The 25780-nt window shown below is 67.5% G+C and carries 29 protein-coding genes; 21 read left to right on the forward strand and 8 right to left on the reverse strand.

The features are described from left to right. The 4 genes from alr (at position 1) to BUB76_RS07875 (ending at position 4076) form a co-directional block, all read left to right on the forward strand. On the forward strand, positions 1–1038 hold the full coding sequence (alr, locus tag BUB76_RS07860) for an alanine racemase (RefSeq protein WP_073128217.1): 1038 nt from the start codon (positions 1–3) through the stop codon (positions 1036–1038). A gap of 303 nt (positions 1039–1341) precedes the next feature. Then, positions 1342–2109, forward strand: coding sequence for a hypothetical protein (locus BUB76_RS07865; protein ID WP_073128218.1), 768 nt, complete (start codon positions 1342–1344; stop codon positions 2107–2109). Between the two features lie 36 nt (positions 2110–2145). Next, positions 2146–3510, forward strand: coding sequence for a DNA repair protein RadA (radA, locus tag BUB76_RS07870; RefSeq protein ID WP_073128219.1), 1365 nt, complete (start codon positions 2146–2148; stop codon positions 3508–3510). Between the two features lie 11 nt (positions 3511–3521). After that, a complete protein-coding gene (locus BUB76_RS07875) occupies positions 3522–4076 on the forward strand; it encodes a CvpA family protein (protein WP_073128220.1) in 555 nt (184 codons plus the stop codon). On the opposite strand, the gene BUB76_RS07880 is transcribed toward BUB76_RS07875, so the two are convergent. Beyond that, complete coding sequence (locus tag BUB76_RS07880) at positions 4073–4516, reverse strand: Lrp/AsnC family transcriptional regulator (RefSeq protein ID WP_073128221.1); 444 nt, start codon at positions 4514–4516, stop codon at positions 4073–4075. The two genes, BUB76_RS07875 and BUB76_RS07880, sit on opposite strands and share 4 nt — an antisense overlap. Before the next feature lie 107 nt (positions 4517–4623). Here BUB76_RS07880 and BUB76_RS07885 point away from each other — a divergent pair, with 107 nt between their 5' ends. From BUB76_RS07885 to BUB76_RS07915, 7 genes are all read left to right on the forward strand, one after another. Continuing rightward, complete coding sequence (locus tag BUB76_RS07885; RefSeq protein WP_073128222.1) at positions 4624–5214, forward strand: LysE family translocator; 591 nt, start codon at positions 4624–4626, stop codon at positions 5212–5214. 88 nt (positions 5215–5302) lie between these two features. After that, positions 5303–6796, forward strand: a complete 1494-nt coding sequence (purF, locus tag BUB76_RS07890) for an amidophosphoribosyltransferase (RefSeq protein WP_175550279.1) — start codon at positions 5303–5305, stop codon at positions 6794–6796. Between the two features lie 138 nt (positions 6797–6934). Beyond that, complete coding sequence (locus BUB76_RS07895; protein WP_073128368.1) at positions 6935–7576, forward strand: SDR family NAD(P)-dependent oxidoreductase; 642 nt, start codon at positions 6935–6937, stop codon at positions 7574–7576. 78 nt (positions 7577–7654) lie between these two features. Further along, complete coding sequence (gene surE / locus BUB76_RS07900) at positions 7655–8440, forward strand: 5'/3'-nucleotidase SurE (protein ID WP_073128223.1); 786 nt, start codon at positions 7655–7657, stop codon at positions 8438–8440. Further along, complete coding sequence (locus tag BUB76_RS07905; protein ID WP_073128224.1) at positions 8437–9078, forward strand: protein-L-isoaspartate(D-aspartate) O-methyltransferase; 642 nt, start codon at positions 8437–8439, stop codon at positions 9076–9078. Before surE ends, BUB76_RS07905 begins: the two co-directional genes overlap by 4 nt. 159 nt (positions 9079–9237) lie before the next feature. Next, a complete protein-coding gene (locus BUB76_RS07910) occupies positions 9238–10464 on the forward strand; it encodes a M23 family metallopeptidase (RefSeq protein ID WP_073128225.1) in 1227 nt (408 codons plus the stop codon). Positions 10465–10637: 173 nt separating this feature from the next. Continuing rightward, positions 10638–11834, forward strand: coding sequence for an SMP-30/gluconolactonase/LRE family protein (locus tag BUB76_RS07915; protein WP_139250814.1), 1197 nt, complete (start codon positions 10638–10640; stop codon positions 11832–11834). Between the two features lie 111 nt (positions 11835–11945). Here BUB76_RS07915 and BUB76_RS07920 read toward each other — a convergent pair whose 3' ends face one another. The 6 genes from BUB76_RS07920 to BUB76_RS07945 all read right to left on the reverse strand — a co-directional run bounded on the left by BUB76_RS07920 (position 11946) and on the right by BUB76_RS07945 (position 16283). Further along, on the reverse strand, positions 11946–12782 hold the full coding sequence (locus BUB76_RS07920) for an ATP-binding protein (RefSeq protein WP_236737882.1): 837 nt from the start codon (positions 12780–12782) through the stop codon (positions 11946–11948). Further along, positions 12779–13681 (reverse strand): twin-arginine translocase subunit TatC, encoded by a 903-nt coding sequence (gene tatC / locus BUB76_RS07925; RefSeq protein ID WP_073128227.1) that lies wholly within the window; start codon positions 13679–13681, stop codon positions 12779–12781. Before tatC ends, BUB76_RS07920 begins: the two co-directional genes overlap by 4 nt. Continuing rightward, positions 13678–14100, reverse strand: a complete 423-nt coding sequence (gene tatB / locus BUB76_RS07930) for a Sec-independent protein translocase protein TatB (RefSeq protein WP_073128228.1) — start codon at positions 14098–14100, stop codon at positions 13678–13680. The genes tatC and tatB overlap by 4 nt, the downstream gene beginning before the upstream one ends. A gap of 29 nt (positions 14101–14129) precedes the next feature. Next, complete coding sequence (locus BUB76_RS07935) at positions 14130–14384, reverse strand: twin-arginine translocase TatA/TatE family subunit (protein WP_073128229.1); 255 nt, start codon at positions 14382–14384, stop codon at positions 14130–14132. Positions 14385–14472: 88 nt separating this feature from the next. After that, entirely contained in the window at positions 14473–15570 is a 1098-nt protein-coding gene (locus tag BUB76_RS07940) for a Gfo/Idh/MocA family protein (RefSeq protein WP_073128230.1), read from the reverse strand. An 8-nt stretch (positions 15571–15578) separates the two neighbouring features. Further along, entirely contained in the window at positions 15579–16283 is a 705-nt protein-coding gene (locus BUB76_RS07945) for a GntR family transcriptional regulator (RefSeq protein WP_073128231.1), read from the reverse strand. Positions 16284–16364: 81 nt separating this feature from the next. Here BUB76_RS07945 and BUB76_RS07950 point away from each other — a divergent pair, with 81 nt between their 5' ends. The 9 genes from BUB76_RS07950 to BUB76_RS07990 all read left to right on the forward strand — a co-directional run bounded on the left by BUB76_RS07950 (position 16365) and on the right by BUB76_RS07990 (position 23918). Then, positions 16365–17519 (forward strand): LLM class flavin-dependent oxidoreductase, encoded by a 1155-nt coding sequence (locus BUB76_RS07950; RefSeq protein WP_073128232.1) that lies wholly within the window; start codon positions 16365–16367, stop codon positions 17517–17519. After that, positions 17519–18409, forward strand: coding sequence for an aldo/keto reductase (locus BUB76_RS07955; RefSeq protein WP_073128233.1), 891 nt, complete (start codon positions 17519–17521; stop codon positions 18407–18409). Before BUB76_RS07950 ends, BUB76_RS07955 begins: the two co-directional genes overlap by 1 nt. Continuing rightward, positions 18406–18918, forward strand: coding sequence for a flavin reductase family protein (locus BUB76_RS07960; RefSeq protein WP_236737883.1), 513 nt, complete (start codon positions 18406–18408; stop codon positions 18916–18918). Before BUB76_RS07955 ends, BUB76_RS07960 begins: the two co-directional genes overlap by 4 nt. A gap of 64 nt (positions 18919–18982) precedes the next feature. Next, positions 18983–19564 carry a TRAP transporter small permease gene (locus BUB76_RS07965; protein ID WP_073128234.1) on the forward strand — a complete coding sequence of 194 codons (582 nt, stop codon included), beginning with the start codon at positions 18983–18985 and terminating at the stop codon, positions 19562–19564. 1 nt (position 19565) lies between these two features. After that, a complete protein-coding gene (locus tag BUB76_RS07970) occupies positions 19566–20855 on the forward strand; it encodes a TRAP transporter large permease (protein WP_073128235.1) in 1290 nt (429 codons plus the stop codon). A 21-nt stretch (positions 20856–20876) separates the two neighbouring features. Further along, complete coding sequence (locus BUB76_RS07975) at positions 20877–21944, forward strand: TRAP transporter substrate-binding protein (RefSeq protein WP_073128236.1); 1068 nt, start codon at positions 20877–20879, stop codon at positions 21942–21944. 208 nt (positions 21945–22152) lie between these two features. Next, entirely contained in the window at positions 22153–23253 is a 1101-nt protein-coding gene (locus tag BUB76_RS07980) for a radical SAM/SPASM domain-containing protein (protein WP_073128237.1), read from the forward strand. Positions 23254–23302: 49 nt separating this feature from the next. Continuing rightward, entirely contained in the window at positions 23303–23458 is a 156-nt protein-coding gene (locus tag BUB76_RS17915) for a hypothetical protein (RefSeq protein WP_175550280.1), read from the forward strand. A gap of 19 nt (positions 23459–23477) precedes the next feature. After that, positions 23478–23918: a GNAT family N-acetyltransferase gene (locus tag BUB76_RS07990; protein ID WP_139250815.1), complete on the forward strand. Its 441-nt coding sequence runs from the start codon at positions 23478–23480 to the stop codon at positions 23916–23918. Positions 23919–23948: 30 nt separating this feature from the next. Here BUB76_RS07990 and BUB76_RS07995 read toward each other — a convergent pair whose 3' ends face one another. Then, positions 23949–24416: a phosphate-starvation-inducible PsiE family protein gene (locus BUB76_RS07995; RefSeq protein ID WP_073128240.1), complete on the reverse strand. Its 468-nt coding sequence runs from the start codon at positions 24414–24416 to the stop codon at positions 23949–23951. A 119-nt stretch (positions 24417–24535) separates the two neighbouring features. On the opposite strand from BUB76_RS07995, the gene BUB76_RS08000 reads away from it, so the two are divergent. Continuing rightward, the gene (locus BUB76_RS08000; protein WP_073128241.1) at positions 24536–25774 is read left to right on the forward strand and encodes an aspartate kinase; all 1239 of its coding nucleotides are present in this window, start codon (positions 24536–24538) and stop codon (positions 25772–25774) included. Positions 25775–25780: the final 6 nt, after the last annotated feature.

The following is a 25780-nucleotide window of genomic DNA, read 5'->3' on the forward strand; positions in this document are numbered from 1 at the left end:
ATGGCAAACGCGACGCTGACCATCGACCTGGGCGCGCTGAGCGACAACTGGCGCAGCCTCGACGCCGCCTCGGGCGAGGGCGTGGAGACCGGCGCGGTGGTCAAGGCGAACGCCTATGGCCTTGGACTGGCGCGGGTGGCGCGCAGCCTGTCCGAGACGGGCGTGCGGAGCTTCTTCGTGGCCGAGGTGCAGGAGGGCGTCGCGCTGCGCCGCGCACTGGGCGACGGGCCGCAGATCTTCGTCTTCTCCGGCCACATGGACGGCGACACCGACGCGATCCGCAAGTTCGACCTGGTTCCGCTGCTGAACTCGATCGAACAGATGACCCGCCATTTCGAAGCGCTTTCGGGCAGCCCCTTCGGCGTGCAGCTCGACACCGGGATGAACCGCCTGGGCCTAGAGCCGGCCGAGTGGGACGCCGCCCGCCGCATCGTGCTGGGACAGGGACCGAAGCTGGTGATGAGCCATCTTGCCTGCGCCGATGAGCCCGACGACCCCATGAACGCGCGGCAGTTGCAGGCCTTTCACGACATGACCGACGGCATCGACGCGCCCCGGTCGCTGGCCGCCACGGGCGGGATCCTTCTTGGGTCGGACTACCACTTCGACATGACGCGTCCGGGCGTCGGCCTGTATGGCGGGCTGCCCTTCGCGGACGCGAAACCGGTGGTGCACCTGCGGGTGCCGATCATCCAGACCCGCGACGTCGCCCCGGGCGAGGCTGTCGGCTACGGCGCGTCGTGGCTGGCGGACGAACCCGCGCGTATCGCCACGGTCCAGGCGGGCTACGCCGACGGGCTGATCCGCCTGATGGGCGACCGCACCGTGATGTTCGCGGGCGATATCCCCTGCCCCCTGGCCGGCCGCGTGTCGATGGACATGCTGACGGTCGACATCACCCATCTGGACGAGGTGCCCGATCACCTGGTCATGCTGGGCACCCAGCAGGGCGTCGACGACCTGGCCGACGCGGCGCGCACCATCGGGTACGAGATCCTGACCTCGCTCGGATCACGCTACGACCGCAGCTACATCTGATTGGGCGCCGCCTGGCGCCTATCGGGCCCCGGGCACGACACTGTTCCGGAAACGTGAACAATCGCCGTTGAAGCATACTCGGGACGGCATTCGGCACCGCAATTGCATGCGGAGCCGCGGGGGCCGCGAAAAAAGGCCCTTTGCGGGGCATCCGGCGGCTAACCCCCTGCGTTCCGGGTCGCTTTATCGCCGGTTTTCCGGGCATTGCGCCTGAACCGTCTTTGCGACGGAACCGAAGCGGCCAAAAATAATTGACCTCGGCAAGCGGGAAATCGCTTAAGGTGTGAGTCGGGGATTTTTGAAATGTCGCATTCTGCAAAAGCCTTTCGCCGGTCAGCCGCCGCGCAGATCCAATGGATCGCCTCGGCCCTGATCGTCGTGGCGGGTCTGACCCTCGCGGGCGTGACCCTGGCCGGTGCCCTGGGATACCTCCCCGTGCTGACCCTGCCCCTGCAATTCGGCGACACGGTGTTGCCGCAGGCGGGGCTTCTGGTGCAGGCGGGTCTCGCGATCTTCCTGCTCGCCATCGTCGCCTGCCTGCCCTCGGGGATGCGGACATTGGCGCTTGAGACCAGCCACCGCGACTTCCAGATTTCCATGTCCGACGTGGCCGAGGCCTATCGCATCTGCCACGCCGCCGACCGGGCCGGCGTGTTCATGCTGTCGGAACAGTTCGATGCGGTGAAGGAGCGGATCAAGTACATGCGCGACCATCCCGACCTTGGCCATCTCGAGCCCGATATCCTCGAAACCGCGGCCGAGATGTCTTACGCCAGCCGTGAACTGGCCGAGACCTACAGCGACGAGAACGTGGCCCGCGCCCGCAATTTCCTGGCCCACCGCCAGGAAGAGGTCGCGATCTACGAGGATCGCATCGACCGCGCCTTGACCGCCTGTCGCGACCTGCGCCGCCAGCGCGAGGCCGTGGGCGTCGACGAGGACATGATCGAAAGCCGCCTGCGTGCGATGGACGAGGAATTCGGACCCCTTCTGGCCGAGCTGGGCTACGAGCGTCAGCGCGGCAACGTGATCGCCCTGCCCGCCGCACCGAAGGGCATGGCGGCCGAGTGATCTTGCACGCCTCTGCCGGTTTCGGCAGAAGGACGCATGGCGAAAACCCCCGATTTCATCTGTCAGTCCTGCGGTGCGACCTATTCCAAGTGGTCGGGCCGCTGCGACGCGTGCGGCGCGTGGAACACCATCGTCGAAGAGGCGCCGCTCTCCGCGGGACCGGCCTCGAAATCCTTGGGCAAGAAGCGCGGGCGCGGCATGGCGCTGGTGGATCTCGCCACCGAGGAGACGCCGCCACCGCGCACGCAATCCGGGCTGGCCGAGCTTGACCGCGTTCTGGGCGGCGGCCTTGTCCCCGCCAGCGCGATCCTCGTGGGCGGCGATCCCGGCATCGGCAAATCCACCCTGCTTCTCCAGGGCGCGGCCGCCTTCGCCGCGTCGGGGCTGAAGACCGTCTACGTTTCGGGCGAGGAGGCCAGCGCCCAGGTCCGCATGCGCGCGCAGCGGCTGGGCCTCGGGCAGGCGCCCGTCCAGCTGGCCGCCGAGACCAACCTGCGCGAGATCCTGACGACGCTGGAGGCCGAGAAACCCGACCTGGCCATCATCGACTCGATCCAGACCATGTGGGCCGACAACGTCGAAAGCGCGCCGGGCAGCGTCAGCCAGGTGCGCGCCGCCGCGCACGAGCTTACGACCTTCGCCAAGCGCCACGGCATGAGCGTGATCCTGGTGGGACACGTCACCAAGGAAGGCCAGATCGCCGGGCCACGCGTGGTCGAGCACATGGTCGACACGGTGCTCTATTTCGAGGGCGAGCGCGGCCACCAGTTCCGCATCCTGCGCGCGGTCAAGAACCGCTTCGGCCCCGCGGACGAGATCGGCGTCTTCGAGATGACGGGCGGCGGCCTGGCCGAGGTGGCCAATCCCAGCGCGCTGTTCCTGGGGGACCGCGACCGGCCCAGCCCCGGCAGCGCGGTGTTCGCCGGGATCGAGGGCTCGCGCCCCGTGCTGTGCGAGATCCAGGCGCTGGTCGCCCCCACGCCCCACGCCCAGCCGCGTCGGCAGGCGGTGGGCTGGGATACCGGGCGGCTGGCGATGATCCTCGCCGTGCTCGAGGCGCGCTGCGCCGTGCCGTTCCAGGGGCTGGACGTCTACCTGAACATCGCGGGCGGGTTGCGCGTGCGCGAACCGGCCGCCGACCTGGCCGTCGCGCTGGCGCTTCTCAGCGCGCGCGAGGACACCGCCCTGCCCCCGCAATCGGTCGTCTTCGGCGAAATCAGCCTCTCGGGTGCGCTGCGCCCCGCCGGGCAGACCGAAAACAGGTTGAAAGAAGCCGCGAAACTTGGTTTCTCGACGGCAATCGCGCCAAAGGCGAGCAAGACGCAGGCTTCCCAGGACATGCGCATCACCAGTTATCCCGACATGGCCACGCTCGTGGGCGACATGTTCGGCGCCGGATAAGGACAGGCTTCATGGACGGCTTCACCCTCGTCGACGGTATCGTGGCCGCGGTCATCGTGGTGTCGGCCCTTCTGGCGTACAGCCGTGGCTTCGTGCGCGAGGCCATGGCCATCGTCGGCTGGATCGCCGCCGCGATCGCGGCTTTCGTCCTTGCCCCGCCGGTGCAGCCGCTGGTGCGCGAACTCCCGGTAATCGGCGACTTCCTTGGCGACAGCTGCGAATTGTCGATCATCGCCGCCTTCGCGGCGGTGTTCGCCGTCGCGCTCGTGGTCGCGTCGATCTTCACGCCGCTTCTGTCGGGCGCGATCCGCGACTCAGCCCTGGGCGGGGTCGACCAGGGCGCGGGCTTTCTCTTCGGGGTGGCGCGCGGCGTGCTGCTCGTCGCCGTCGCCTTCATCGTCTACGACCGCGTCGCCGCGACCGAGTCGATGCCCATGGTCGACAACAGCCGCACCGCGCAGATCTTCGCCCGGTCGCAAAGCGACCTGGACAGCGCCATTCCCGATGACGCCCCGGGCTGGATCGTCGAGCAGTACGAAAGCCTGGTCAGCGTCTGCGAGGGCTAGGCCCGCGCGTCCTTGGGGCTTCCCATCACCACGTGGGTGGTGATCGAGCTCAGCTGCGGCAGGGCGCCCAGCACCTCGGTATGAAAGTGCTTGAAGGCAGCGAGATCGGCCGCCTCGACCCGCAGCAGGTATTCCACCACGCCGGTGATGTTGTGGCATTCGACCACCTCGGGCGCACGGTCCATCGCCGCCTCGAAGGCCGCCTGGGCGTCGCGGGTATGCAGGCTCAGCCCCACGGTCAGGTAGGCCACGAAGCCAAGGCCCCGCCGCGCCGGGTCGATCCGCGCGCGATAGCCGGTGATGACCCCCGCCCGTTCCAGCGCGCCGACCCGCCGCAGGCAGGCCGAGGGCGACAGCCCGACCCGGTCGGCCAGCGCCAGGTTGCTGATCCGCGCCTCGGCCGACAGTACGCGCAATATTCGGTCGTCAATCGCATCCATGCCAACAGTCTACGGCGCGGAAGCCGTCTCATCCACGCAAATTCGCAACCAATCACCGCTGAAACGGCAGGATATTGCGCGCAAGATAACGAACACCCCGGATCGTCATGGCCCCCGACACCTTCCTCGCCCTCCTGACCTTCGCCATCGTGGCCACCGTCACGCCGGGGCCCAACAACGTCATGGTCATGGCCTCGGGCGCCAATTTCGGGCTGCGCCGGACCCTGCCGCACATGCTGGGAATCACCTTCGGGTTCGGGGCGATGATCGCGCTGGTCGGCGTGGGGGTGATGCGGGTGTTCGACGCCTGGCCGCCCAGCTACACCGTGATGCAGGTGCTCTGCGCGGCCTACCTGCTCTACCTCGCGTACCGCATCGCCACGGCCCCGGCGCCGGGGGCCGCGGGGCCCCGCGCCCGGCCCTTCACCGCCCTCCAGGCCGCCGCGTTCCAGTGGATCAATCCCAAGGCCTGGGCGATGGGACTGGCGGCGGTGACGCTTTATGCCCCCACCCGCGCGGCAGAGTCGGTGCTGATCGTCGCGGGGACCTTCATGCTGGTGGCCATGCCGTGCATCGCGATCTGGGTGCTGGCGGGCCAGGGGCTGGCCCGCGCGTTGACGTCCCCCTTTCGCCGGCGCCTGTTCAATGGGCTCATGGCCGGCGGATTGATCCTGTCCCTCGCCCCCGCGCTGATCTGACCGCGTCTCGGCACCGGGCCGAGGGTGACAGTTGCATGACAAGGGACTATGTGTGCCGCGACCCACCCAGAGATTCGGGATCCGTGCCATGCGCAGCCTGCCCCCCGCCCATCCGTTCGACACGTCGCACCTGCGCGACGCCGGGCACGACGACAAGCTGCGCGAGGAATGCGGCGTCTTCGGCGTCTGCGGGGTCGAGGACGCGGCCAACTTCGTCGCCCTGGGCCTGCACGCGCTGCAGCACCGCGGGCAGGAAGCCGGGGGCATTGTCAGCTACCACCCCGACCACGGCTTCAACTCGGCCCGCCGCTTCGGCTATGTCCGCGACAATTTCACCAAGCAGTCGCTGATGGACACCCTGCCTGGCGGGTTGGCGATCGGGCATGTGCGCTATTCCACCGCCGGATCCAAGGGCAACACCCAGATCCGCGACGTGCAGCCCTTCTTCGGCGAATTCTCCATGGGCGGCGCGGCCATCGCCCATAACGGCAACATCGTGAATGCCGACGCGCTGCGGCGCGAGCTGATCGACCGCGGTTCGATCTTCCAGTCGTCCTCGGACAGCGAATGTATCATCCACCTCATGGCCCGCTCGCTCCAACGCAAGGTGCCCGAGCGGATGCAGGACGCGCTGCGCCGGGTCGAAGGGGCCTTCTCCATCGTTGCCATGACCCGCACCAAGCTGATCGGCGTGCGCGACCCGCTGGGCGTGCGGCCCCTGGTCCTGGGCCGGCTCGGCGACGGCTATGCCCTGTCGTCCGAGACCTGCGCGCTGGACATCTGCGGGGCCGAGTTCCTGCGCGAGATCGAACCGGGCGAGATGGTCGTCATCGAGGACGGGCATGTCACCTCGCACCGCCCGTTCCAGGCCGAGCGTCCGCGCTTCTGCATCTTCGAGCACGTCTATTTCTCGCGGCCCGACTCGATCCTCGGGGGCCGGTCCGTCTACGAGACGCGCCGCCAGATCGGCGTCGAACTGGCGCGCGAAGCGCCGGTGGAGGCCGACCTGGTCTGCCCCGTGCCCGACTCCGGCACGCCGGCGGCCATCGGCTACAGCCAGGAATCCGGCATCCCCTACGCCATGGGGATCATCCGCAACCAGTACATGGGCCGCACCTTCATCGAACCGACCGAGCAGATTCGCAACATGGGCGTGCGGCTGAAGCTGAACGTGAACCGCGCCCTCATCCGCGGCAAGCGGGTCATCCTGGTCGATGACAGCGTGGTGCGCGGGACGACGAGCATCAAGATCCGCGAGATGATCCTCGATGCCGGCGCGAAAGAAGTTCATTTCCGCATCGCGTCGCCCCCCACCGCCTGGCCCTGCTTCTACGGCGTCGACACGCCCGAACGCGAGAAGCTGCTGGCGGCCACCATGTCCGAGGACGAGATGTGCGCCCACCTGGGCATGGATTCGCTGAATTTCATCTCGCTCGACGGGCTTTACCGCGCCGTGGGCGAAACCGCCGGGCGCGACCCCGAACGTCCGCAATACTGCGATGCCTGCTTCTCGGGCGACTATCCCGTGCGCCCCGCCGACGGGATCGAGAAGGGGTTCAAGATGAAGGAAGCCGCCGAATAGCACCGCGGTTGCGCCCGCGCGCCGCCCGGGGCTTCATCTTTCCCCAAATACCTGAATCCTGCGCCGGGGCGCCCGCGCGACATGACGCAGGGTGCGCAATCGCTTGACGCCGCACGTCCGACGAAGCACATCGCGCCCATGACCAAGCTTGCCCTCATCACCGGCGCGTCCCGCGGGCTCGGCGCCGCCCTGGCCGAGGCCCTGGCGCCCGGCCACCATGTCATGGCCGTCGCTCGCACCACCGGCGCGCTGGAAGAGCTCGACGACCGCATCAAGGCCCGCGGCGGCGACGCGACGCTCGCGCCCATGGATGTGACCGACGCGGGCGCCATGGCGCATATGTGCCGCAGCATCTTCGACCGCTGGGGGCACGTGGACCTGTGGCTGCACTGCGCGATCCACGCCGCGCCGCTGACCCCGGCAGGCCAGATCGACGCGCGCGACTGGAAGAAAAGCGTCGAGGTGAACGCCAACGCCACCGCCACGCTGATCCCCATGGTCGAGCCTCTGCTGCGCGCCGCGCCCGCAGGCCGCGCCGTCTTCTTCGACGACGACCGCGCGGGGCAGAAGTTCTTCGGCTCCTACGGGGCGACCAAGGCCACGCAGATCGCGCTGGCCCGCAGCTGGCAGGCCGAGACGCGGAACACCGGCCCCTGGGTCGACATCCTGACGCCCGCACCCATGGCCACCGCCACGCGCGGACGGTTCTTTCCGGGCGAGGACCGGTCGCAACTGGCAACCTGCGCGGACGAGGCCACACGCCTTTTGACGATGCTCTGACATCCCTTGCGCATCCTTGCCGCGCGCCCGCCGCTCGCCTAGACCCGGGTAAAGCGAGCGGACGCAGCCGGGGGCAACATGCGTATTCTCATCACCAATGACGACGGCATCAACGCGCCGGGGCTGAAGGCGCTGCACGCCATCGCCGCCGCCATCGCGGGCGACGGTGGCGAGGTCTGGACCGTCGCCCCGGCGTTCGAGCAGTCGGGCGTCGGCCACTGCATCAGCTACACCCACCCCACCCTGGTCAGCGAGCTGGAGACGCGCCGCTGGGCCGCCGAGGGCTCGCCCGCCGATTGCGTGCTGGCGGCGATGCACGACATTCTGCCCGCCCCCCCAGACCTGGTGCTGTCGGGCGTCAATCGCGGCAACAACGCCGCCGAGAATGTCCTGTACTCCGGGACCATCGGCGCCGCGATGGAAGGCGCGCTGCAAGGCCGCCGCGCCATCGCGCTGAGCCAGTTCTACGGTCCCGGCAACCGCGACGGCGGCGACGGGTTCGACGCCGCGCGGGTCTGGGGCGAACGGGTGGTGCGCGCGCTGCTCGATGCCGATCTGTGGGGCGATGCCGATGGCTATCGCACCTTCTACAACGTCAACTTCCCGCCAGTCCCCGGCGACGCGGTGAAAGGCATGAAGGCAGCCGCCCAGGGCTTCCGTCACGGCGACGGCTTCAAGGTCGAGCCGGTGATCTCGCCCTCGGGCCGGCGGTTCCAGTGGACCCGCGGCGCCGACCAGCAGCGGCCGACGCAACCCGGCACGGACGCGGCCGTGAACCTCGACGGCTGGATCTCGGTCACACCGCTTGTCGCCGACCTGACCGACCGCGACACGCTGGGCGAATTGGCGGACCGCCTGTCATGAGCTTCGACGCCGAGTCACGCATGCAGTTCCTCTTCGCCCTGCGCTCGCAGGGGGTGACGGACAAGCGCGTCTTGGCGGCGATGGAGAAGATCGACCGCGGCAAGTTCGTGCGCGGCATCTTCGCCGAACGCGCCTACGAGGACATGCCGCTGCCCATCGCTTGCGGCCAGACCATCAGCCAGCCCTCGGTCGTGGGGCTGATGACCCAGGCGCTCGAGATCAGCCCGCGCGACAAGGTGCTCGAGATCGGGACCGGTTCGGGCTACCAGGCGGCGATCCTGTCGCGGCTGGCGCGGCGGGTCTATACCGTGGACCGTCACCGTCGCCTGGTGGCCGAGGCCCGCGCCGTGTTCGAGGCGCTGGAGCTGGCCAATGTCACGGCCTTCACCGCCGACGGAAGCCACGGGCTGGCCGACCAGGCGCCCTTCGACCGCATCCTGGTGACGGCGGCGGCCGAGGACCCGCCCGGCCCCCTCTTGGCGGAATTGCGCGTGGGCGGTATCATGGTCGTGCCGGTAGGCCAGAGCGACGCGGTGCAGACGCTGATCAAGGTGACGCGCCACGAAAGCGGCTTCGACTACGAGGAGCTGCGCCCGGTGCGGTTCGTGCCGCTTCTGGAAGGGCTGAGCCGGGATTGACCGGGCGGTTGCGCGCCGGAAGTGACGGGACGAGTATTTCACGGGATCGGCACAGGATCGGGGCACACGCTGAACGACCCCGGCGGCCGGCATGCAGGCGGAACGGCGGCACACGAGGTCCGGATGAAGGCCCGGCCGCAAGCACGAGGACATGAGGCAGTGAACACCACATTTCGGCTCGGACGCGGCCATGGCGCCACGCGGTTGACCCTTTGCGCGGGACTGGCGCTGGCGCTGGTCGGTTGCGACAGCAGCGGGCAGCTGGATTTCGACCTTCGCGACAATCTCGGGGACGCGTTCGACACCAGCCCGGCGGTGCGGATGGCGGTGGCCGACCGGCCCCGGCCCGACAATCGCGGCGTGATCTCCTACCCGTCGTACCAGGTGGCGGTCGCCCGGCGCGGCGACACCGTGCAGGACGTGGCGGCCCGCGTGGGCCTGCCGGCGGGCGAGCTGGCCAGCTATAACGGCCTGCCCATGGACGTGACGCTGCGCCGGGGCGAGATCGTCGCCCTGCCCCGCCGCGTGGCAGAACCGTCGGCGGCCACCGGCGCCCCCGCGCCCGCGTCCCAGACCGGCGGCGTCACTACCGCGGCCCTGCCATCCACCGGCGGCGTGACGACCCAGAGCCTGGAGGACCGCGCCAACGCGGCCATCAACCGCGGCGAGAGCAGCGCCCGCCCCACCGCCCCCGCTGCGTCCGCGCCGGCACAGGGCGCCGAGCCGCAGCGCCACCGCGTCGCGCGGGGCGAAACCGCCTATGGCATCGCGCGGCAATACGGCGTTCCGGTCTCGGCCCTCGGCGAATGGAACGGCCTCGGCTCCGATCTGACCGTCCGCGAGGGCCAGTTCCTGATCATCCCGGTGGTCACGCGGGTCGAGTCGCCCGGCGAAAGCCGCCCCGGCGACGGATCGGTCGCGCCCACGCCCCCCTCGGCCGCGGCGCCCCTGCCCCAAGACGAAAGCCCCGAAACGGCGGAAGAGGACGTGCCCGACGCGCCCGATGTCGGCCAGACGACGACCACCGCGCAGTCCGGTGGCCGCTTCCTCTACCCGGTGACCGGCTCGATCATCCGGCCCTACCGCAAGGGCCGCAACGACGGGATCGACATCGCGGCCACCCCGGGAACCCCGGTAAAGGCCGCAGACGCCGGCACCGTCGCCGCCATCACCCGCGACACCGACCAGGTGCCGATCCTCGTGCTGCGCCATCCCGGCAACGTCCTGACGGTCTATGCCGGGGTCGAGGGCATCAACGTCGAAAAGGGCGACAGCATCAGCCGGGGCCAGGTCGTGGCGCGCGTGCGCGATACCGACCCGAGCTTCCTGCATTTCGAGGTGCGCGAAGGGTTCGAGTCGGTCGATCCGGTCAGCTACCTGCAATAGCCCGCGGCGTCGGGGTCCGTCTCGTCGGACCGACACCACCTGCCGTTGCGAGAGCCGAACCCTGTTCGCGCGGAAATCCGCTCATTTCCGCGGCGCGGCGGGATCGCTGCGCGACAGCATCGAATGGCCGGACCTAGCCTTGCCTTCCGTACTGCATTTCAAGGGAGGCACAGATGACCAAGGGTATTTCGAGACGCGCCGCGTTGGGCGCCATCGGCGCGGGCTCCGCGGGGCTTGCCATGACCGCCGCGGGCGCGCAGGAAATGGGACCGGTCGCGCCGCCATCGACGGTCAGCGACCCGCCCCGCGACTTCGGTCCGGACGGCGCGCCCAACGTCTATTTCTGGGACGCCGACGTGATCGCCGTGGATCCCGCCTTCAACGGGCTGGCCCAGCCGAACGCGCCGGTCCAGCGGCTGTGGACCGGCGCGCTCTGGGCCGAGGGGCCGGCCTGGTCGAGCGTCGGCAAGTACCTTGTCTTCTCCGACATCCCCAACAACCGGCAGATCCGCTGGCTCGAGGATGACGGCCACGTGAGCGTCATGCGCTACCCGTCCAACAACTCGAACGGCAACAGCTTCGACTGGCAGGGACGGCAGCTGAGCTGCGAGCACCTGACCCGCCGCGTGGTGCGCTACGAGCTGGACGGCTCGGTGACGATTCTCGCCGACCGCTACGAGGGGATGCGCTTCAACTCGCCCAACGACATCGTGGCGGCGAAGGATGGCAGCTACTGGTTCACCGATCCGCCCTATGGCGGCCAGCTGTACGAGGGCGCGGTGGGCGCGCCCGGTGGCCCAACCAACCCCGACGGGCTGATCAACCAGCGGCTGGGCCAGCCGCCCGAGATCGGCGACGCCATGCGCGAGATGGAGACGGCGACCTACCGGATCGCGCCGGACGGCACCATCGCCCGCGTGGTGGGGCAGGACCTGGTTCCCGATCCCAACGGGCTGGCGCTGAGCCCCGACGAGACCACGCTTTACATCGCGTCGACCGGCCCCGGACCGGGCGACGGGGGCGTGGGCGGCGAGGGCAACATCTTCGCCTTCGACGTGACGCCGGAAGGCGAGGCCGTGAACGGCCGAATCTTCACCGATTGCGTCGTCGGTGGCGTCAAGTGCGGCCCGGACGGCCTGGCCATCGACGTGTTCGGCAATGTCTGGTCATCGTCGAATGCCGGGCGCAACGTGGGCTATAACGGCGTGACCTGCTGGTCGCCCGACGGCAGGCTCCTGGGTCGGGTCCGCCTGCCCGAGGTCTGTGGAAATCTCTGTTTCGGCGGCCCGAAGCGCAACCGGCTGTTCATGGCCGGCAGCCAGTCGCTTTATGCCGTCTACACGGCAACGCAGGGCGCGGGCGCGGCCTGACAGGACAGCGGGGGCCAGCCCCCGCACCCCCGAGGTATTTGGGGAAAGATGAAGATGGGGGCGGCGCCTTGACGGGTGCCGTCCCGCGAGTGGTGGAAGGGCCCGGCGGTCTCAGCCCAGCGCGATGCCGCGGCGGCCGGCGAGGTCGGTGAAATACTGCCACGCGACGCGGCCCGACCGGGCGCCGCGGGTGGCCTGCCACTCGATCGCCTCGGCGCGCAGGGTGTCGTCGTCGATCTCGACGCCGTGGGCGTCGCAATAGCCGCGGATCATGGCGAGGTATTCGTCCTGCGTGCAGGGATGGAAGCCCAGCCACAACCCGAACCGGTCGCTGAGCGATACCTTTTCCTCGGTCGCCTCGGTGGGCGAGATGGAGCTCGCGCGCTCGTTCTCGATCATGTCGCGGGGCATCAGGTGGCGGCGGTTGGACGTGGCGTAGAACACGACGTTGTCCGGCCGACCCTCGATCCCGCCGTCCAGCACCGCCTTCAGCGACTTGTAGTGCTGGTCGTCATGGCTGAAGGACAGGTCGTCGCAGAACAGCACGAAGCGATGCGCGCTGGCCCGCAGGTGGCCCAGCAGCCGCCCGATGGAGGGCAGGTCCTCGCGCTGGACCTCGACGATCTTCAGCGGATGTTCCTGCGCGACCTGGGCGTGGATCGCCTTCACCAGGCTGGATTTGCCCATGCCGCGCGCGCCCCAGAGCAGGGCGTTGTTGGCCGCCTGCCCGCGGGCGAATTGCCGGGTGTTCTGCAGCAGCGTGTCGCGCGAGCGGTCGATCCCCACCAGCAGCGACACGTCCACGCGGTTGACGGCCGGGACCGGCTGCACCCGGTCCGGCGAGACGTGCCACACGAAGGCATCGGCCGCGTCGAAATCGGGGGCCTGCAACGGCGCCGGGGACATCCGCTCCAGCGCGTCGGCGATGCGGATCAGCGGGTCGCTCACGGGCGCTTGCTTTCGTCCTCGGGCTCGTCGTCGTCCAGCTCGGCGTCGTCGAAATCGTCGTAGAGCGTTTCGTTCGGGCCCAGCACCCCCTCGGCGCGCAGCTCCTCGGTGCGCTTGCGCTCGACCCGCGCCACGAGAAGGATCGAGATCTCGTAGAGCCCGTAGACCACCACGAACAGGATCACCTGGGTGATGACATCCGGCGGCGTCACCAGCGCGGCCAGCACGAGGATGCCGACCACGGCGTATTTGCGCACCTCGCCCAGCCCGCGGGCGGTGACCAGGCCGGCCTTGCCCATGAGCGTCAGCAACACCGGCAGCTGGAAGCACAGGCCGAAGGCCACGATGAACTTGATCGTCAGGTTCAGGTATTCCTGCGCCGAGCCCTGGAAGACCACGGAAAGCGGCGCGCCGGCGTCGGGCACGACGGCCTGGCCGCTGTCCCCGAATTGCTGGAACCCCAGGAAGAAGTCGTAGGCCAGCGGCGTGACCACGTAGAAGGCGAAGGCCGCGCCCATCACGAACATGAAGGGCGAGGCGATCAGGAACGGCAGGAAGGCCCCCCGCTCGGACTTGTAGAGACCGGGCGCCACAAACCGCCACATCTGTCCCGCGATCACCGGGAAGGCCAGGAACAGGCCGCCCAGCAGCGACACCTTGATCGCCACGAAGAAGCCTTCCTGCGGCGAGATGAAGATCAGGTCGCAATCCTGCCCCCGGGTCGCCAGGACCTCGCACAGCGGGTCGGTCAGGAAGTTGAAGATCGGGGTCGCCACTGTGAAGCAGATTACCATGCCGATGATGAAGGCGACGACCGAGCGGATCAGCCGCGTGCGCAGCTCGGCCAGGTGCTCGATCAGCGGGGCGGCCGTGTCGTCCAGGTCGTCCGATTGGCTCACGCTTGATCGTCCTTCGCGCTGGTCAGCGGCGTATCCGCGGCGGTGCCCGTGTCCTTCTTCGGTTCGGGCTGCGCCTGCAACGCGGCATCACGCTTCTCGGCGTCCACCGGGGTCCTGGGCTTGGCGGCCTTGGCCGATTTCTTCGGGTCCCACTTCTCGAAGCTGTCGGCGGCCTCGTTCAGCTTGTCGAGCCCGTACTTCTTGGGATTGCTCATCCCCTTCAGGTCGCGCCCGATATCCTTGACGCCGGCATCGTCGGCCGCGTCGTCCATGGCCTTCTGGAACTCGCGCGCCATGCCCTTCACCTTGCCGGTGAAGCGGCCAAGCGTCCGGAACATGCCCGGAAGGTCCTTCGGCCCCACCACGATCAGCGCGACGATGCCGATGACCAGAAGCTCGGTCATCCCGATATCGAACATGGGCGGCGCCCCTTAACGAAGCTGTGGGATCAGGTGCGGGTCTCGGACTTGTCGTCGGTGTGCACCGCCGGGGCGGCCGGCTTGTCGTCTTCCCCGGGCGCCGAGATCTCGCGCGCGTTGTCGGCCTTCTTGGCCTCCTCGTCGCTGTCGGAAACGCCCTTCTTGAAGGCGGTGATGCCCTTGCCGACCTCGCCCATCAGCGACGAGATCTTGCCACGGCCGAACAGAACCAGCACCACCACGGCGATCAGAAGAAGGCCCGGAAGGCCGATATTGTTGAGCATTGGATCTCTCCCTGCGGCGGACCTGCGTGCCGCCTCTTGCGTCATTCCATCTAAGCCATGTGCGCCGAGAGTTGAAGGCGCAATCCGGTCACTTTTGCAGCCCGAGCGCCACCGATTGACCCGTCCGCGCCGATTCCTGCGCGGCCAGCCCCATCTCGACCGCGCGCGCCCCGTCGCTGAGCGTCACCTCGACCGGCCTCTGCCCCAGCACCACGTCGCGAAAGCGGCTGTGCTGGTAGAAGGTCGAGCCGTTGTGATCGCCCGCGTCCAGCAGCGTTGGATCGACCGGGATCTCGACCACCTGCGGGCCGCGCGGGCTGCGTGGGCTGACGATCACCTGCGGAACCGGCGGCGCGCCCAGATGCGCGGGCCAGAAGCGGCCCGGCCCGGGGACCAGCGCCTCGATCTTGCCGGTGGGGCCAGTGACGCTGATCTCTTCCTGGTAGCGCGAGCCTTCGGCGAACATGCACAGCTCCAGCATGGCACGGCTGCCATTGTCGAAATCCACGATGACATAGCCGTTGTCCCAGACATCGGGCGCGCGGCCCTCGTAGCTTTCGTCCTTGTGGTTCACGGACTGCCCCGCGCTGGCCATGACGCGCACCGGCTCGGCCCGCAGGATCACCCGCATCAAGTCGAAGAAATGGCAGCACTTCTCGACCAGCGTGCCGCCGGACCAGTCGTTGAAGCGGTTCCAGTGTCCGACCTTGTGCAGGAAGGGAAAGCGGTGCTCGCGGATCGACAGCATGACGGGCCCGCCGGTGGCCGCGTCCACCTGCTCGATCAGGGCGGCGATGGGCGGCATATAGCGGTATTCCATGGCCACCCACACGGGGGCCGGGTAATCCAGCGCCGCCAGGCGGGCGGCCTGCGCCGCGTCGGTGTAAAGAGGCTTTTCCATCAGCAGGGGCAGCGGGCGGCGGGCCGCGATCTGTTCCATCTGGGCGACGTGCAGGTGGTTGGGCGACACCACCACCAGCGCGTCCAGCGGCTCGACCGCCAGCAGCGCGTCCATGTCCGGGCACATCTGGGCACTGGGGGCCAAGGCGGCGGCAGCGTGCGCCATGTCCGGGTCCGGCTCGAAGATGGCCGCGACCCGCGCCTCGGGCAGAAGGGCGATATTGCGCAGGTGCTCCTGCCCCATCATGCCGCAGCCGATCACGCCATAATTGATGATTCCTGACATTCCTGTCCCTATTTCAGTCGATTTACGTAAGATACCTTGTCCGGATCGAACCATGTCCGCGAATACTCGACCGGGGTGCCGTCCTGGGCCCAGGACAGGCGGTGCACATGGCCGACCGACGCGCCGGCGGCAAGACCCAGCGCCGCGCCCCAGCCCGGCAGGCGGCCGATGCCGACCCGGTCCTCGACGCGCAGGATGCGCAGGCCGAACTCGGTGAGATAGCTGCGGTAGAGCGACGGGCCGATCCGGTCCGCGCCGAAGCCCGGCGCGCGCCCGGCATCCAGCCAGATCTCCTCGACGGCGGCCGGCCCGTCGTCCAGCAGGCGCAGGCGGCGGATGCGATGGGCGTCGGGCGCGGCGCCGAAGTCGGGCGCATCGGACGGCTTCTCCAGCCGGTCCACCGAGATCAGCTGCGCGCCGGGCAGGCCGGGACCGGATGGCGTCTCGAGCCGGAAAAACCCGTAAAGCCCGCCGACGCTGCGCACGCCGCGCACGTAGTTGCCCGACCCCTGGCGCCGTTCGATCAGGCCCTGGTCGACCAGTTCCTGCAGCGCCTTGCGCAGGGTTCCGACGGCGATACCGTGGGTCGCGGCCATGGCGCGCTCGGGCGGAAGACGCTCGCCTTCGAGCAGCCGCCCCGCCGCGATATCGCGGGTCACGAGGTCCGCGATCTGGCGATAGAGAGGTGTCGGCGGCAGGTCTTGCATCGGCATCCGGAGAAAATTGATGCAGTATTGATGCACATCAATGACCGTGCTAGGCAAGCGGAAATCCAAGCGGAAAGAGAGGCCCCCATGACCGTCGTCCCCATCACGTCCGCCGACCTGGACGCCGTCGAGGTCTCGTGGTTCTCGGCGCTCTGCTCGGACGACTACCAGTTCCTGGGCGTGCCCGACGGTGCGCTGCGGTCGAGCTGGGCGCATTGCTCGTCGATCCTGAAAGAGGCCGAAGCCCAGGGCTTCCGCAACATCCTGTGCCCGTCCTCGTACCAGGTCGGGCAGGATACGCTGAGCTTCGTTGCCGGCGGCGCGGCCATCACGGACCGGATCAACATGCTGGCCGCCATCCGCTGCGGCGAGATGCAGCCGATCATGCTGGCGCGCACGGTGGCCACGCTGGACCACATGCTGGAAGGACGGCTGACGCTGAACGTGATCTCGTCGGACTTCCCGGGCGAGAAGGCCGAAAGCGCCTATCGCTACCAACGCTCGCGCGAGGTGGTCGAGATCCTCAAGCAGGCCTGGACCCGGGACGAAATCAACTTCAGCGGCGAAGTCTATGACTTCAAGAGCATTTCATCAGATCCCGCCAAGCCCTACCAGACCGGCGGACCGCTGCTTTATTTCGGCGGCTACTCGCCCCCAGCGCTGGACCTGTGCGGCGAGCACTGCGATGTCTACCTCATGTGGCCCGAGCCCAAGGAGCAGATCGCCGAGCGCATGAAAGCCGTCAACGAAGTCGCTGAAAAATATGACAGAACGCTGGATTACGGCCTGCGTGTCCACGTCATCGTGCGCGACACCGAGGCCGAGGCGAAGGAATACGCCGAACACCTGGTCAGCCAGCTCGACGACGAGTACGGCACGCTGATCCGCGACCGCGCCCATGACAGCACGTCGCTGGGTGTCAGCCACCAGGCCCGCGCGCGCGAGCTGGCCGACCAGTTCGGCTATGTCGAGCCGCACCTGTGGACGGGCATCGGGCGGGCCCGCTCGGGCTGCGGCGCGGCGCTGGTCGGCAGCACGGACCAGGTGCTGTCGGAAATCGAAGCTTACAAAAAAATGGGAATCCGGGCTTTCATCTTCTCGGGCTACCCGCATCTTGACGAGTGCAAGTCGGCGGGCCAGCGTCTCCTGCCGAACCTGGAAACCTGTTCCCTGCCGGAGGCCTATGGCCGCGTGCCGCAGGGGATGCCGCAGACCCCTCTCGGGGCGGGAGAACGCAGCTGATGCAACGTGTCGAGCTTGGAAATGATGTCAGCCTCAGCCGCATCCTGTACGGGATGTGGCGGCTGACCGACGACGACACCGCGCCGGAGCATATCCGCGACAAGATCGAGGCCTGCCTGGACCAGGGCATCACCACCATGGACCAGGCCGACATCTACGGCGGCTACATGGCGGAAGAGGCGCTGGGGGCCGCGCTGACGCCCGAGCTGCGCAAGCGCATCGAAATCGTCACCAAGTGCGACATCGTCGCCCCGGCCGGGCGCCACGCCAAGGCGCGTGTGAAGCACTATGACACCAGCCGCGCCCATATCGAGGCGTCGGTCGAACAGTCGTTGAAGCTGATGGGTATCGACGAGATCGACCTGCTGCTGATCCACCGCCCCGACCCCTTCATGGACCACCACGAAACCGGCGCGGTTCTGGACGAGCTGGTGACCTCGGGCAAGGTCCGCGCCGTGGGCGTTTCGAACTTCAGGCGCCATGACTGGACGCTGCTGCAATCGGCCATGAAGACCAAGCTGGTCGCCAACCAGATCGAGATGTCGCTGGCCGAGATCGCTCCCTTCACCAATGGCGACCTGGCCTTCATCCAGGAATTCGGTGCCGCGCCCATGGCGTGGTCACCCCTTGGCGGCGGCGAGCTGATGACCGGCAAGGGCGGCCACACCAAGCTGCGCACCCGGCTGAGCGAGTATTCCCAGCGCGAAGGCTGCGACATGGCGGCCGTGGCCGTGGCCTGGCTGATGGCGCACCCGGCGGGCATCCTTCCGGTGATGGGCACCAACAACATCAAGCGCATCAAGACGCTGGCCAAGGCCGCCGACGTGAGCCTCAGCCGCGAGGACTGGTTCGACCTTTATACCTGCGCCCTGGGCCGCGAGGTGGCGTGACCGTGGCGCCCCCGCAACCCTTTCAGCGCGCCGACCTGGGCGACGCGCGCGCCTTGCGCCAGGCCCTGGGCCGGTTCGCCACGGGCGTCACCGTGATCACCACCGAAACCGAAAGCGGGCCGCTGGGCATCACCGCCAACAGCTTCTCGTCGGTGTCGCTGGATCCGCCGCTGGTGCTATGGTCGCCCGCCAAGGCGTCGCGCCGCTTCGCCCCGTTCACCGAGTGCGATGCCTTCGCGATCCATGTCCTCGGGGATGACCAGTCCGACGTGGCCAAGACCTTCGTCACCGAGGGCAACATCTTCGACCGTCTCGACTGGTCGCGCGCCGAGGACGGCACGCCCTTGATCGAGGGCTGCCTGGCACGCTTCTACTGCCGGATGCACGCGATCCACGACGCGGGCGACCACGCCATCGTCATCGGTCGGGTCGAGGGCGCGACCTATCGCGACGGCGCACCGCTGGTGTTCGCGGGCGGCCAATTCGGGCTGTTCAGAGGTCTGGATTGACGCCAGACTGAGGCAAGGGACGACCCCGGATCAACCGGGGCGTCCAATAGGGGAGGATCGGCGCATGCGCGTCCTGAAGGGCCTTTTGTGGCCTTTCCAGACATGGAACGACCTGGTGCTGCCCGTCGGGCGCATCGTCGCCATCATTGCGATCGCCCTGATGGTGGTGGCGATCCTGGTGCAGGTCTTTTTCCGCTACGTCCTGAACAACGCCCTGCCCTGGCCGGACGAGGCCGCGCGCTTCATGATGCTGTGGATGACCGGCCTGATGGCACCCATGGCCTATCGCCGGGGCGGGTTCGTGGCCATCGACACGCTGCCGATGATGCTGCCGCGGGCGGCGGCCGCCGCTCTGTCCATCGTGCTGCTGCTGATCGCGGGCGTCGTGCTGGCGGTGGCGGTGCGCATCGGCTGGTCCGAGGTCACGGGCTTCGGCGGCCGGTTCGCCACCGCGTCGCTGTACCTGCCCCTGCCCGACGGCTGGTTCCGCATCCCGCGCAGCTGGATGATGGCAAGCCTGCTGGTGGGTGTCGTGCTGCTGCTGATCGTGAATATCGAGCTGATCCTGCGCAGCATCCTGCGGCTGATGGGGGCGCGGGACCTGAAGGATCTCGCCCCCGCCGAAGAAGAGATCATGGCGGAATGACATGCTGATCTGGTTCCTGCCCGTCTTCCTGATCTTCCTGGTCATCGGCCTGCCGGTTTTCTTCGGGCTGCTGGCCGCGCCCGGGATCCTGCTTTGGCTCAACGGGCAGGAACGCGACATCACGCTGCTTTACCGCAATGTCTATAACGGGATGGACAGCTTCCCGCTGATGGCGATCCCGTTCTTCATGCTGGCGGGCGAGCTGATGAACAAGGGCGGCATCACCGAGCGGCTGGTCGAATTCAGCCAGGCGCTGATGGGCCACCTGCGGGGTGGCCTGGCGCATGTGAACGTGCTGTCGTCGATGCTGTTCGCCGGACTGTCTGGCTCGGCCGTCGCCGACACCTCGGCACTGGGCTCGATGCTGATCCCGGCGATGGAGAAGCAGGGCTATACCCGCAAGTTCGCCGCAGCCATCACGGCCGCAAGCTCGGTCATCGGGCCGATCATCCCACCCTCGGGCATCATGATCATCTATGCGTACGTGATGGGCGAATCCGTGGCCGCGCTGTTCCTGGCGGGGATCGTGCCGGGCGCACTTGTGGGCATCGGGCTGATGCTGGTCATCAAGGTGATGGCAGACAAGTACGACTTCCCCGTCGCGGGCCGCAAGACGACCTGGGGCGAGCGCGGGCAAGCCAGCCTCAAGGCGTTCTTCCCGCTGATGACGCCGGTCATCATCATGGGCGGCATCCTCGCGGGCGTGTTCACCCCGACCGAGGCCGCCGCCATCGCCGTGGCCTACGCGCTGTTCATCGGGCTGTTCGTGCTGCGGACGCTGAAATTCAGCGAGATCCCCGAGGTGCTGAGCCGCGCGGCGGCGACCTCGGCGGTGGTGCTGCTGCTGGTGGGCGCGGCCATGGCGTTCAAGACCGTCGTGTCCCTGTCACACGCGCCGGAGATCATGGCGGACTATATCCTGTCGCTGTCGGAAAACCCGCTGATGCTGCTGTTCCTGATCAACCTGCTGCTGTTCGCGGTGGGCATGTTTCTGGACGCCGGACCGGCCATCATCATCCTCGGGCCGATCCTGGGACCGATCTTCGTCGACCTGGGCGTCGATCCCATCCACTTCGCCATCATCATGTCGGTGAACCTGACCGTGGGCCTCGCCACGCCGCCCATGGGGCTGGTGCTGTTTGTCGCCTCGTCGGTCTCGGGCGAACGGGTCGAGGCGATTTCCAAGGCGATCCTGCCGTTCCTGGCCGTCGAGATCCTGGTGATTTTCCTCATCACCTACATCCCCGGCATTTCCATGACGATCCCGCGCCTGACGGGCTTCGCGAACTGAACTCAACAAGGGAGAGAAAGAATGTTGAAACACCTGACCACCGCCGCGATCTCCGCGGCCCTGCTGGGCGGCACGGCCATCGCCGCCTACGCGCAGGACACCATCACCCTGCGCGCCACCGCGAACTCGAACGAGAACGACGAGGACTATGACGGCCTGGTCGTCTTCAAGAACTTCGTCGAGCAGGCCAGCAACGGCGCCATCGAGGTCGAGATGTTCATCGGCACGCAGCTCTGCTCGAACGGGGCGGAGTGCATGCAGGGCGTCGCAGACGGCTCCATCGACATCTACGTGTCCACGTCGGGCGGCACCTCGGGCATCTTCCCCTTCGTGCAGGTGCTGGACCTGCCCTACCTGATGGCGAACGACCGCGTGGCCGAGGGCGTGCTGGAATCCGGCACCGAGTTCGTGACCACCATGCAGGACATGGTCGAGGAAACCTCGGGCGGCGCGATCAAGCTGATGACCATCGGTAACACCGGCGGCTGGCGCAACTTCGCCAACACCCAGCGCCGGGTCGAGACGCCCGCCGACCTGGAAGGGCTGAAGATCCGGACCGTCGTGGCCGACCTGCCGCAGGAGCTGGTCCGCGCGCTGGGGGCCTCGCCCACCCCGATCCCGTGGCCCGAGCTGTTCACCTCGTTCCAGACGGGCGTTGTCGAAGGCTCGAAGAACGGCATCACCGACATCATGGGCATGAAGTTCCCCGATGCCGGCCTGCAATACCTGACGCTGGACGGCCACGCCTACATGGGCGCCCTGTGGTTCATGAACGGCGAGCGGTTCAACGGCATGACCGACGAGCAGAAGCGCGTCATCGTCGACGGCTTCTACCAGCTGCAACAGGCGACCTTCGCCTCGCCCAAGCGCAAGTCCATCGAAGCCTACCAGGCCTTCCAGGATGGCGGCGGTGATCTCTACGTGCCGACCCCGGACCAGAAGGCCATGTTCGCCGAGGCCGCCCAGCCGGTCTACGAGTGGTTCCAGCAGAACGTGGACGGCGGCGAAGCGGTCTACAACGCCATGACCGCCACCGTGGAAGAGGTCGAGGCCGAGATCGAAGCCCAGCGCGAGGCGACGATCCAGTAAACCGCCGTTCGGCGCGACACGAAAAAGCCCGGGCAAGCGTTTGCCCGGGCTTATCTTTTTCTACCCTGAAATGAATTCTTCCCGAAATTCCCCGCACGCACATTCACCAGTTGCGCGAATCACGCTAAGCGTGTATCCTGTTGATACCGATTTTAGACCAGATACCTGCGTTGCCAATTTTCAGGCAGCCTCGAAAAGGTGATACATTATGCGTGACCTCGATCATGTCGAGGACGTGGAAGAACAAGATGTTCTCGTCCTCAATACAACCATGGCCTGCCCCCTCTCCTGCGATTTCTGCTGCTACGGCTGCAATCCCAACCGCAAGGAACGAATGCCGCTGGACCGCGCGCTCGACCTGATCGACCAGGCAGCACGGATCCCGTCGATTTCGTCGGTGGGCTTCACCGGCGGCGAACCGTTGATGTTTCGCGACGATTTCGACGCCATGATCGCGCGGCTGAAGGTGCACGGTCTGCCTTTCACCGTCGCCACGGCCGGCCACTGGGCGGCCGACCCCGAGGCCGCGACGCAAACCGCCGACGCGATGGTCGATGCAGGTCTCAGGCGGATCAACTTCAGTTATGATGACGCCCATGCCGTCTTTATCCCGCGCGAGGCGATCATCAACGGGGCCAAGGCCGTGGCCCGGCATGGCGTGCCGGTCTACCTGGTCGGCACCTTCGCCCACCCGGATCGCAAGCTGGAAACGTTCCTGCCCGAACTGTGCGACGTGCCGAATGTGCGGATGTTTTCGAAGGTCATCGCCAAGGTCGGTCGTGGCAAGAAGGCCGAGGTCGACTACGGGCCCGAGCACCTGCGCAAGGTCGCGACGTGCTATCGGCGCATCCACCACGACATCGTCGTCTTCTGGGATGGCAAGACGTATCCCTGCTGCTCGACCTTCAACCGGGCGACCCAGGGGATCTGCGTCGGCAACGCCTTCGAGGAACCGCTGCGCGACATTCGCGACCGGATCGAGGCGTCTTTCCTCATCAGGACCCTCAAGCGCAAAGGGTTCGAGGAATTTCACGGCATTCTGGAAAAGCATGCCCCGGAATTGAATGCCGCCATCCCGCAATTTCGGGATTATCCGGGCGCGTGCAGTGCCTGCAACGCCATCTTCGCGAAACGCGACATGGCGAAACGGGTGAACGATTTTTTCAACGACTTTGAAACCAAAAGCATTCTCGAATCTCTCGATCATCTCGAGAGAATCCTGGGCGACCGTAAAGCTGCCGCGGTCTTCCAGGAATTATCACATTTGTGCAGCACCCAAGAGGAGACTCACCATGCCCACGGCACGTGACAAATTGAGAACCCGCCTGACCGAAAGCCCGGCGGCCCGCATCACTTTCATGAACAGCATTCTGTCGACCATGCGCGAACAGGGCGTCGACGTGGACAGCGAGGCGGAACTGAAGGACCTCGGGCTGAACATGGACCTGACCGACGGCCACAAGTTCGTCGACGAGACGGTCGCGTCCACTTTCATCATCACGATCACCAAGTGACGCGGCCTTGACCGACAGCTTGTCGACCATATCCGAACCGTCCGACGACCAGCTTCCGCTGGTCGTCGAGATGGCGTTCGCCATGCGGGCCGAGCGGGGCGAGCCGGCCCCCGCCCTGACCGCCGGCGCGTTGCGGGACCGGCTGCACGGCGATGACGCGCCGCGCCTGTTCTGTGCCGTCATCAATCCCGGGTCCACCGGCTACGTCTTGTTCCAGGACACGTTCGACCCGGCGTCTTTCCTGCCCGGCACCCATCTGTGCGACATCTACGTGCGACCCGAAGCCCGGCGGCACGGGCTGGGCCAGCGACTGCTGCAGCATGTGATCGACCACGCGCGCGCCCGTCGGCGGAACTTCGTCTGGTGGGCGACGGCTTCGGATAACGGCCCTATGCTGGCATTGACCGAGGCGATGGGCGGTCGTCACGGCGAAATCCGGTCCTGCGCGATCGTGCTCTAACGTCCCTTGGGGCAAGCGGGGCGCTTTGCCCTAGCCCGAATCGCTGGTGACGCCGCGCCGGTCCTCGATCCAGCGGATCGCGACGAGGCCCAGCGCCAGCGCCAGCACGGCCGCCGCGATGCCCAGGAGGAAGCTGCCGGTCGCGTTGTCGACCTCGAGCACGATGAGCTTTCGCACCACCGCCAGCATGCCGATCGTGATGACGGTGCGAAGCTGCCCGAAACCGTGGTCGCCCGACACCATCTGCCGGATCGAATGCGCGAGCTCCACCGCGATGACCGCGGCCAGGACCCGGTCGAACAAGGTCTGGAATTGCACGTAATCCAGCTCGGCATTCTCGGCCAGCGTGACGCCGATGACCGTGCGCAGGAACGAATACACCGCCAGCAGGACGACCATCATCATGCCGACCAGGATGACGCCCGAGACCAGTCTCTCGAACCAGCCGTACGCCCGGAGGACGGGACTTCTGCTTTCATCGGCGTCGTTGTCGGCCATGGAGGTGTCGCTCTCCCCTTGGCAGGACACCTAGGGCGCGATGGCCCCGGGGCGAGCCGACGCTTGCGCCCGCCCTGCCCAAAACATACACACGCGCGGAATGTCAGGAAGGGGGCGCCATGTCGGTGCTGGTGATGAAATTCGGCGGCACGTCGGTCGCGACGCTGGATCGGATCAAGCGCGCGGCCAAGCGCGTGGGGCGCGAGGTGGCGAACGGCCACGACGTGATCGTCATCGTCTCGGCCATGTCGGGCAAGACGAACGAGCTGGTGGGCTGGGTCGGCGAGACCTCGCCGCTGTTCGACGCGCGCGAATACGACGCCGTGGTCAGCTCGGGCGAGAACGTGACCGCGGGCCTCATGGCGCTGACCCTGCAGGAAATGGATATCCCCGCGCGCAGCTGGCAGGGCTGGCAGGTGCCGCTCAAGACCAACGGCGCCCATGGCGCGGCCCGGATCGAGGAGATCCCGACCGACAACCTGAACGCCAAGTTCGGCCAGGGCATGCGCGTGGCGGTGGTCGCGGGCTTCCAGGGGATCAGCCCCGAGGGCCGCATCACCACGCTGGGGCGCGGCGGCTCGGACACCACCGCCGTGGCCTTCGCCGCCGCCTTCGACGCGGTGCGCTGCGACATCTACACCGACGTGGACGGGGTCTATACCACCGACCCGCGGATCACGTCGAAGGCCCGCAAGCTCGACCGCATCGCCTTCGAGGAGATGCTGGAACTGGCGAGCCTGGGTGCCAAGGTACTGCAAACCCGCTCGGTCGAGCTGGCGATGCGCTACAAGGTCAAGCTCAGGGTGCTGAGCTCGTTCGACGAATACGATGAAACCGCCGGAACGCTGGTCTGCGAAGAGGACGAAGTCATGGAAAACAACGTGGTTGCCGGTGTCGCCTATTCCCGCGACGAGGCGAAGATGACGCTGATCAGCGTGGCCGACCGCCCCGGCATCGCCGCCGCGATCTTCGGACCGCTGGCCGAGGCCGGCGTGAACGTCGACATGATCGTGCAGAACATCAGCGAGGAAGGCCGCACCGACATGACCTTCTCGTGCCCCGTCGACCAGGTGAAGCGGGCCGAGCAGGCCATGGCCCAGGCCAAGGAACGGGGCGAGATCGCCTACCACGACCTGGTGGCCGACACCGAGGTCGCGAAGGTCTCGGTGGTGGGCATCGGCATGCGCAGCCACGCCGGTGTCGCCGCCCGCATGTTCAAGTCGCTGCGCGACGAGAACGTGAACATCAAGGTCATCACCACGTCCGAGATCAAGATCAGCGTCCTGATCGACCGGAAATACATGGAGCTGGCCGTGCAGGCGCTGCACGACACGTTCGAGCTGGAAAAGGCGGGCTGACGCGCC

Source organism: Palleronia salina (assembly GCF_900141995.1).
GTDB classification, from domain to species: Bacteria; Pseudomonadota; Alphaproteobacteria; order Rhodobacterales; family Rhodobacteraceae; genus Palleronia; species Palleronia salina.

Excerpts from the sequence above, each read along its gene's own strand:
- BUB76_RS07895 (WP_073128368.1), top strand. The coding sequence starts at position 6,935 with ATGACCAAGCTTGCCCTCATCACCGGCGCGTCCCGCGGGCTCGGCGCC.
- BUB76_RS07955 (WP_073128233.1), top strand. The coding sequence starts at position 17,519 with ATGCAACGTGTCGAGCTTGGAAATGATGTCAGCCTCAGCCGCATCCTG.
- BUB76_RS07880 (WP_073128221.1), bottom strand. The coding sequence starts at position 4,516 with ATGGATGCGATTGACGACCGAATATTGCGCGTACTGTCGGCCGAGGCG.
- alr (WP_073128217.1), top strand. The coding sequence starts at position 1 with ATGGCAAACGCGACGCTGACCATCGACCTGGGCGCGCTGAGCGACAAC.
- BUB76_RS07980 (WP_073128237.1), top strand. The coding sequence starts at position 22,153 with ATGCGTGACCTCGATCATGTCGAGGACGTGGAAGAACAAGATGTTCTC.
- BUB76_RS07875 (WP_073128220.1), top strand. The coding sequence starts at position 3,522 with ATGGACGGCTTCACCCTCGTCGACGGTATCGTGGCCGCGGTCATCGTG.
- BUB76_RS07995 (WP_073128240.1), bottom strand. The coding sequence starts at position 24,416 with ATGGCCGACAACGACGCCGATGAAAGCAGAAGTCCCGTCCTCCGGGCG.
- surE (WP_073128223.1), top strand. The coding sequence starts at position 7,655 with ATGCGTATTCTCATCACCAATGACGACGGCATCAACGCGCCGGGGCTG.
- BUB76_RS07885 (WP_073128222.1), top strand. The coding sequence starts at position 4,624 with ATGGCCCCCGACACCTTCCTCGCCCTCCTGACCTTCGCCATCGTGGCC.
- BUB76_RS08000 (WP_073128241.1), top strand. The coding sequence starts at position 24,536 with ATGTCGGTGCTGGTGATGAAATTCGGCGGCACGTCGGTCGCGACGCTG.
- BUB76_RS07935 (WP_073128229.1), bottom strand. The coding sequence starts at position 14,384 with ATGCTCAACAATATCGGCCTTCCGGGCCTTCTTCTGATCGCCGTGGTG.
- BUB76_RS07905 (WP_073128224.1), top strand. The coding sequence starts at position 8,437 with ATGAGCTTCGACGCCGAGTCACGCATGCAGTTCCTCTTCGCCCTGCGC.
- BUB76_RS07915 (WP_139250814.1), top strand. The coding sequence starts at position 10,638 with ATGACCAAGGGTATTTCGAGACGCGCCGCGTTGGGCGCCATCGGCGCG.
- BUB76_RS17915 (WP_175550280.1), top strand. The coding sequence starts at position 23,303 with ATGAACAGCATTCTGTCGACCATGCGCGAACAGGGCGTCGACGTGGAC.
- purF (WP_175550279.1), top strand. The coding sequence starts at position 5,303 with ATGCGCAGCCTGCCCCCCGCCCATCCGTTCGACACGTCGCACCTGCGC.
- tatB (WP_073128228.1), bottom strand. The coding sequence starts at position 14,100 with ATGTTCGATATCGGGATGACCGAGCTTCTGGTCATCGGCATCGTCGCG.
- BUB76_RS07970 (WP_073128235.1), top strand. The coding sequence starts at position 19,566 with ATGCTGATCTGGTTCCTGCCCGTCTTCCTGATCTTCCTGGTCATCGGC.
- BUB76_RS07965 (WP_073128234.1), top strand. The coding sequence starts at position 18,983 with ATGCGCGTCCTGAAGGGCCTTTTGTGGCCTTTCCAGACATGGAACGAC.
- BUB76_RS07865 (WP_073128218.1), top strand. The coding sequence starts at position 1,342 with ATGTCGCATTCTGCAAAAGCCTTTCGCCGGTCAGCCGCCGCGCAGATC.
- radA (WP_073128219.1), top strand. The coding sequence starts at position 2,146 with ATGGCGAAAACCCCCGATTTCATCTGTCAGTCCTGCGGTGCGACCTAT.
- BUB76_RS07950 (WP_073128232.1), top strand. The coding sequence starts at position 16,365 with ATGACCGTCGTCCCCATCACGTCCGCCGACCTGGACGCCGTCGAGGTC.
- BUB76_RS07945 (WP_073128231.1), bottom strand. The coding sequence starts at position 16,283 with ATGCCGATGCAAGACCTGCCGCCGACACCTCTCTATCGCCAGATCGCG.
- BUB76_RS07940 (WP_073128230.1), bottom strand. The coding sequence starts at position 15,570 with ATGTCAGGAATCATCAATTATGGCGTGATCGGCTGCGGCATGATGGGG.
- BUB76_RS07975 (WP_073128236.1), top strand. The coding sequence starts at position 20,877 with ATGTTGAAACACCTGACCACCGCCGCGATCTCCGCGGCCCTGCTGGGC.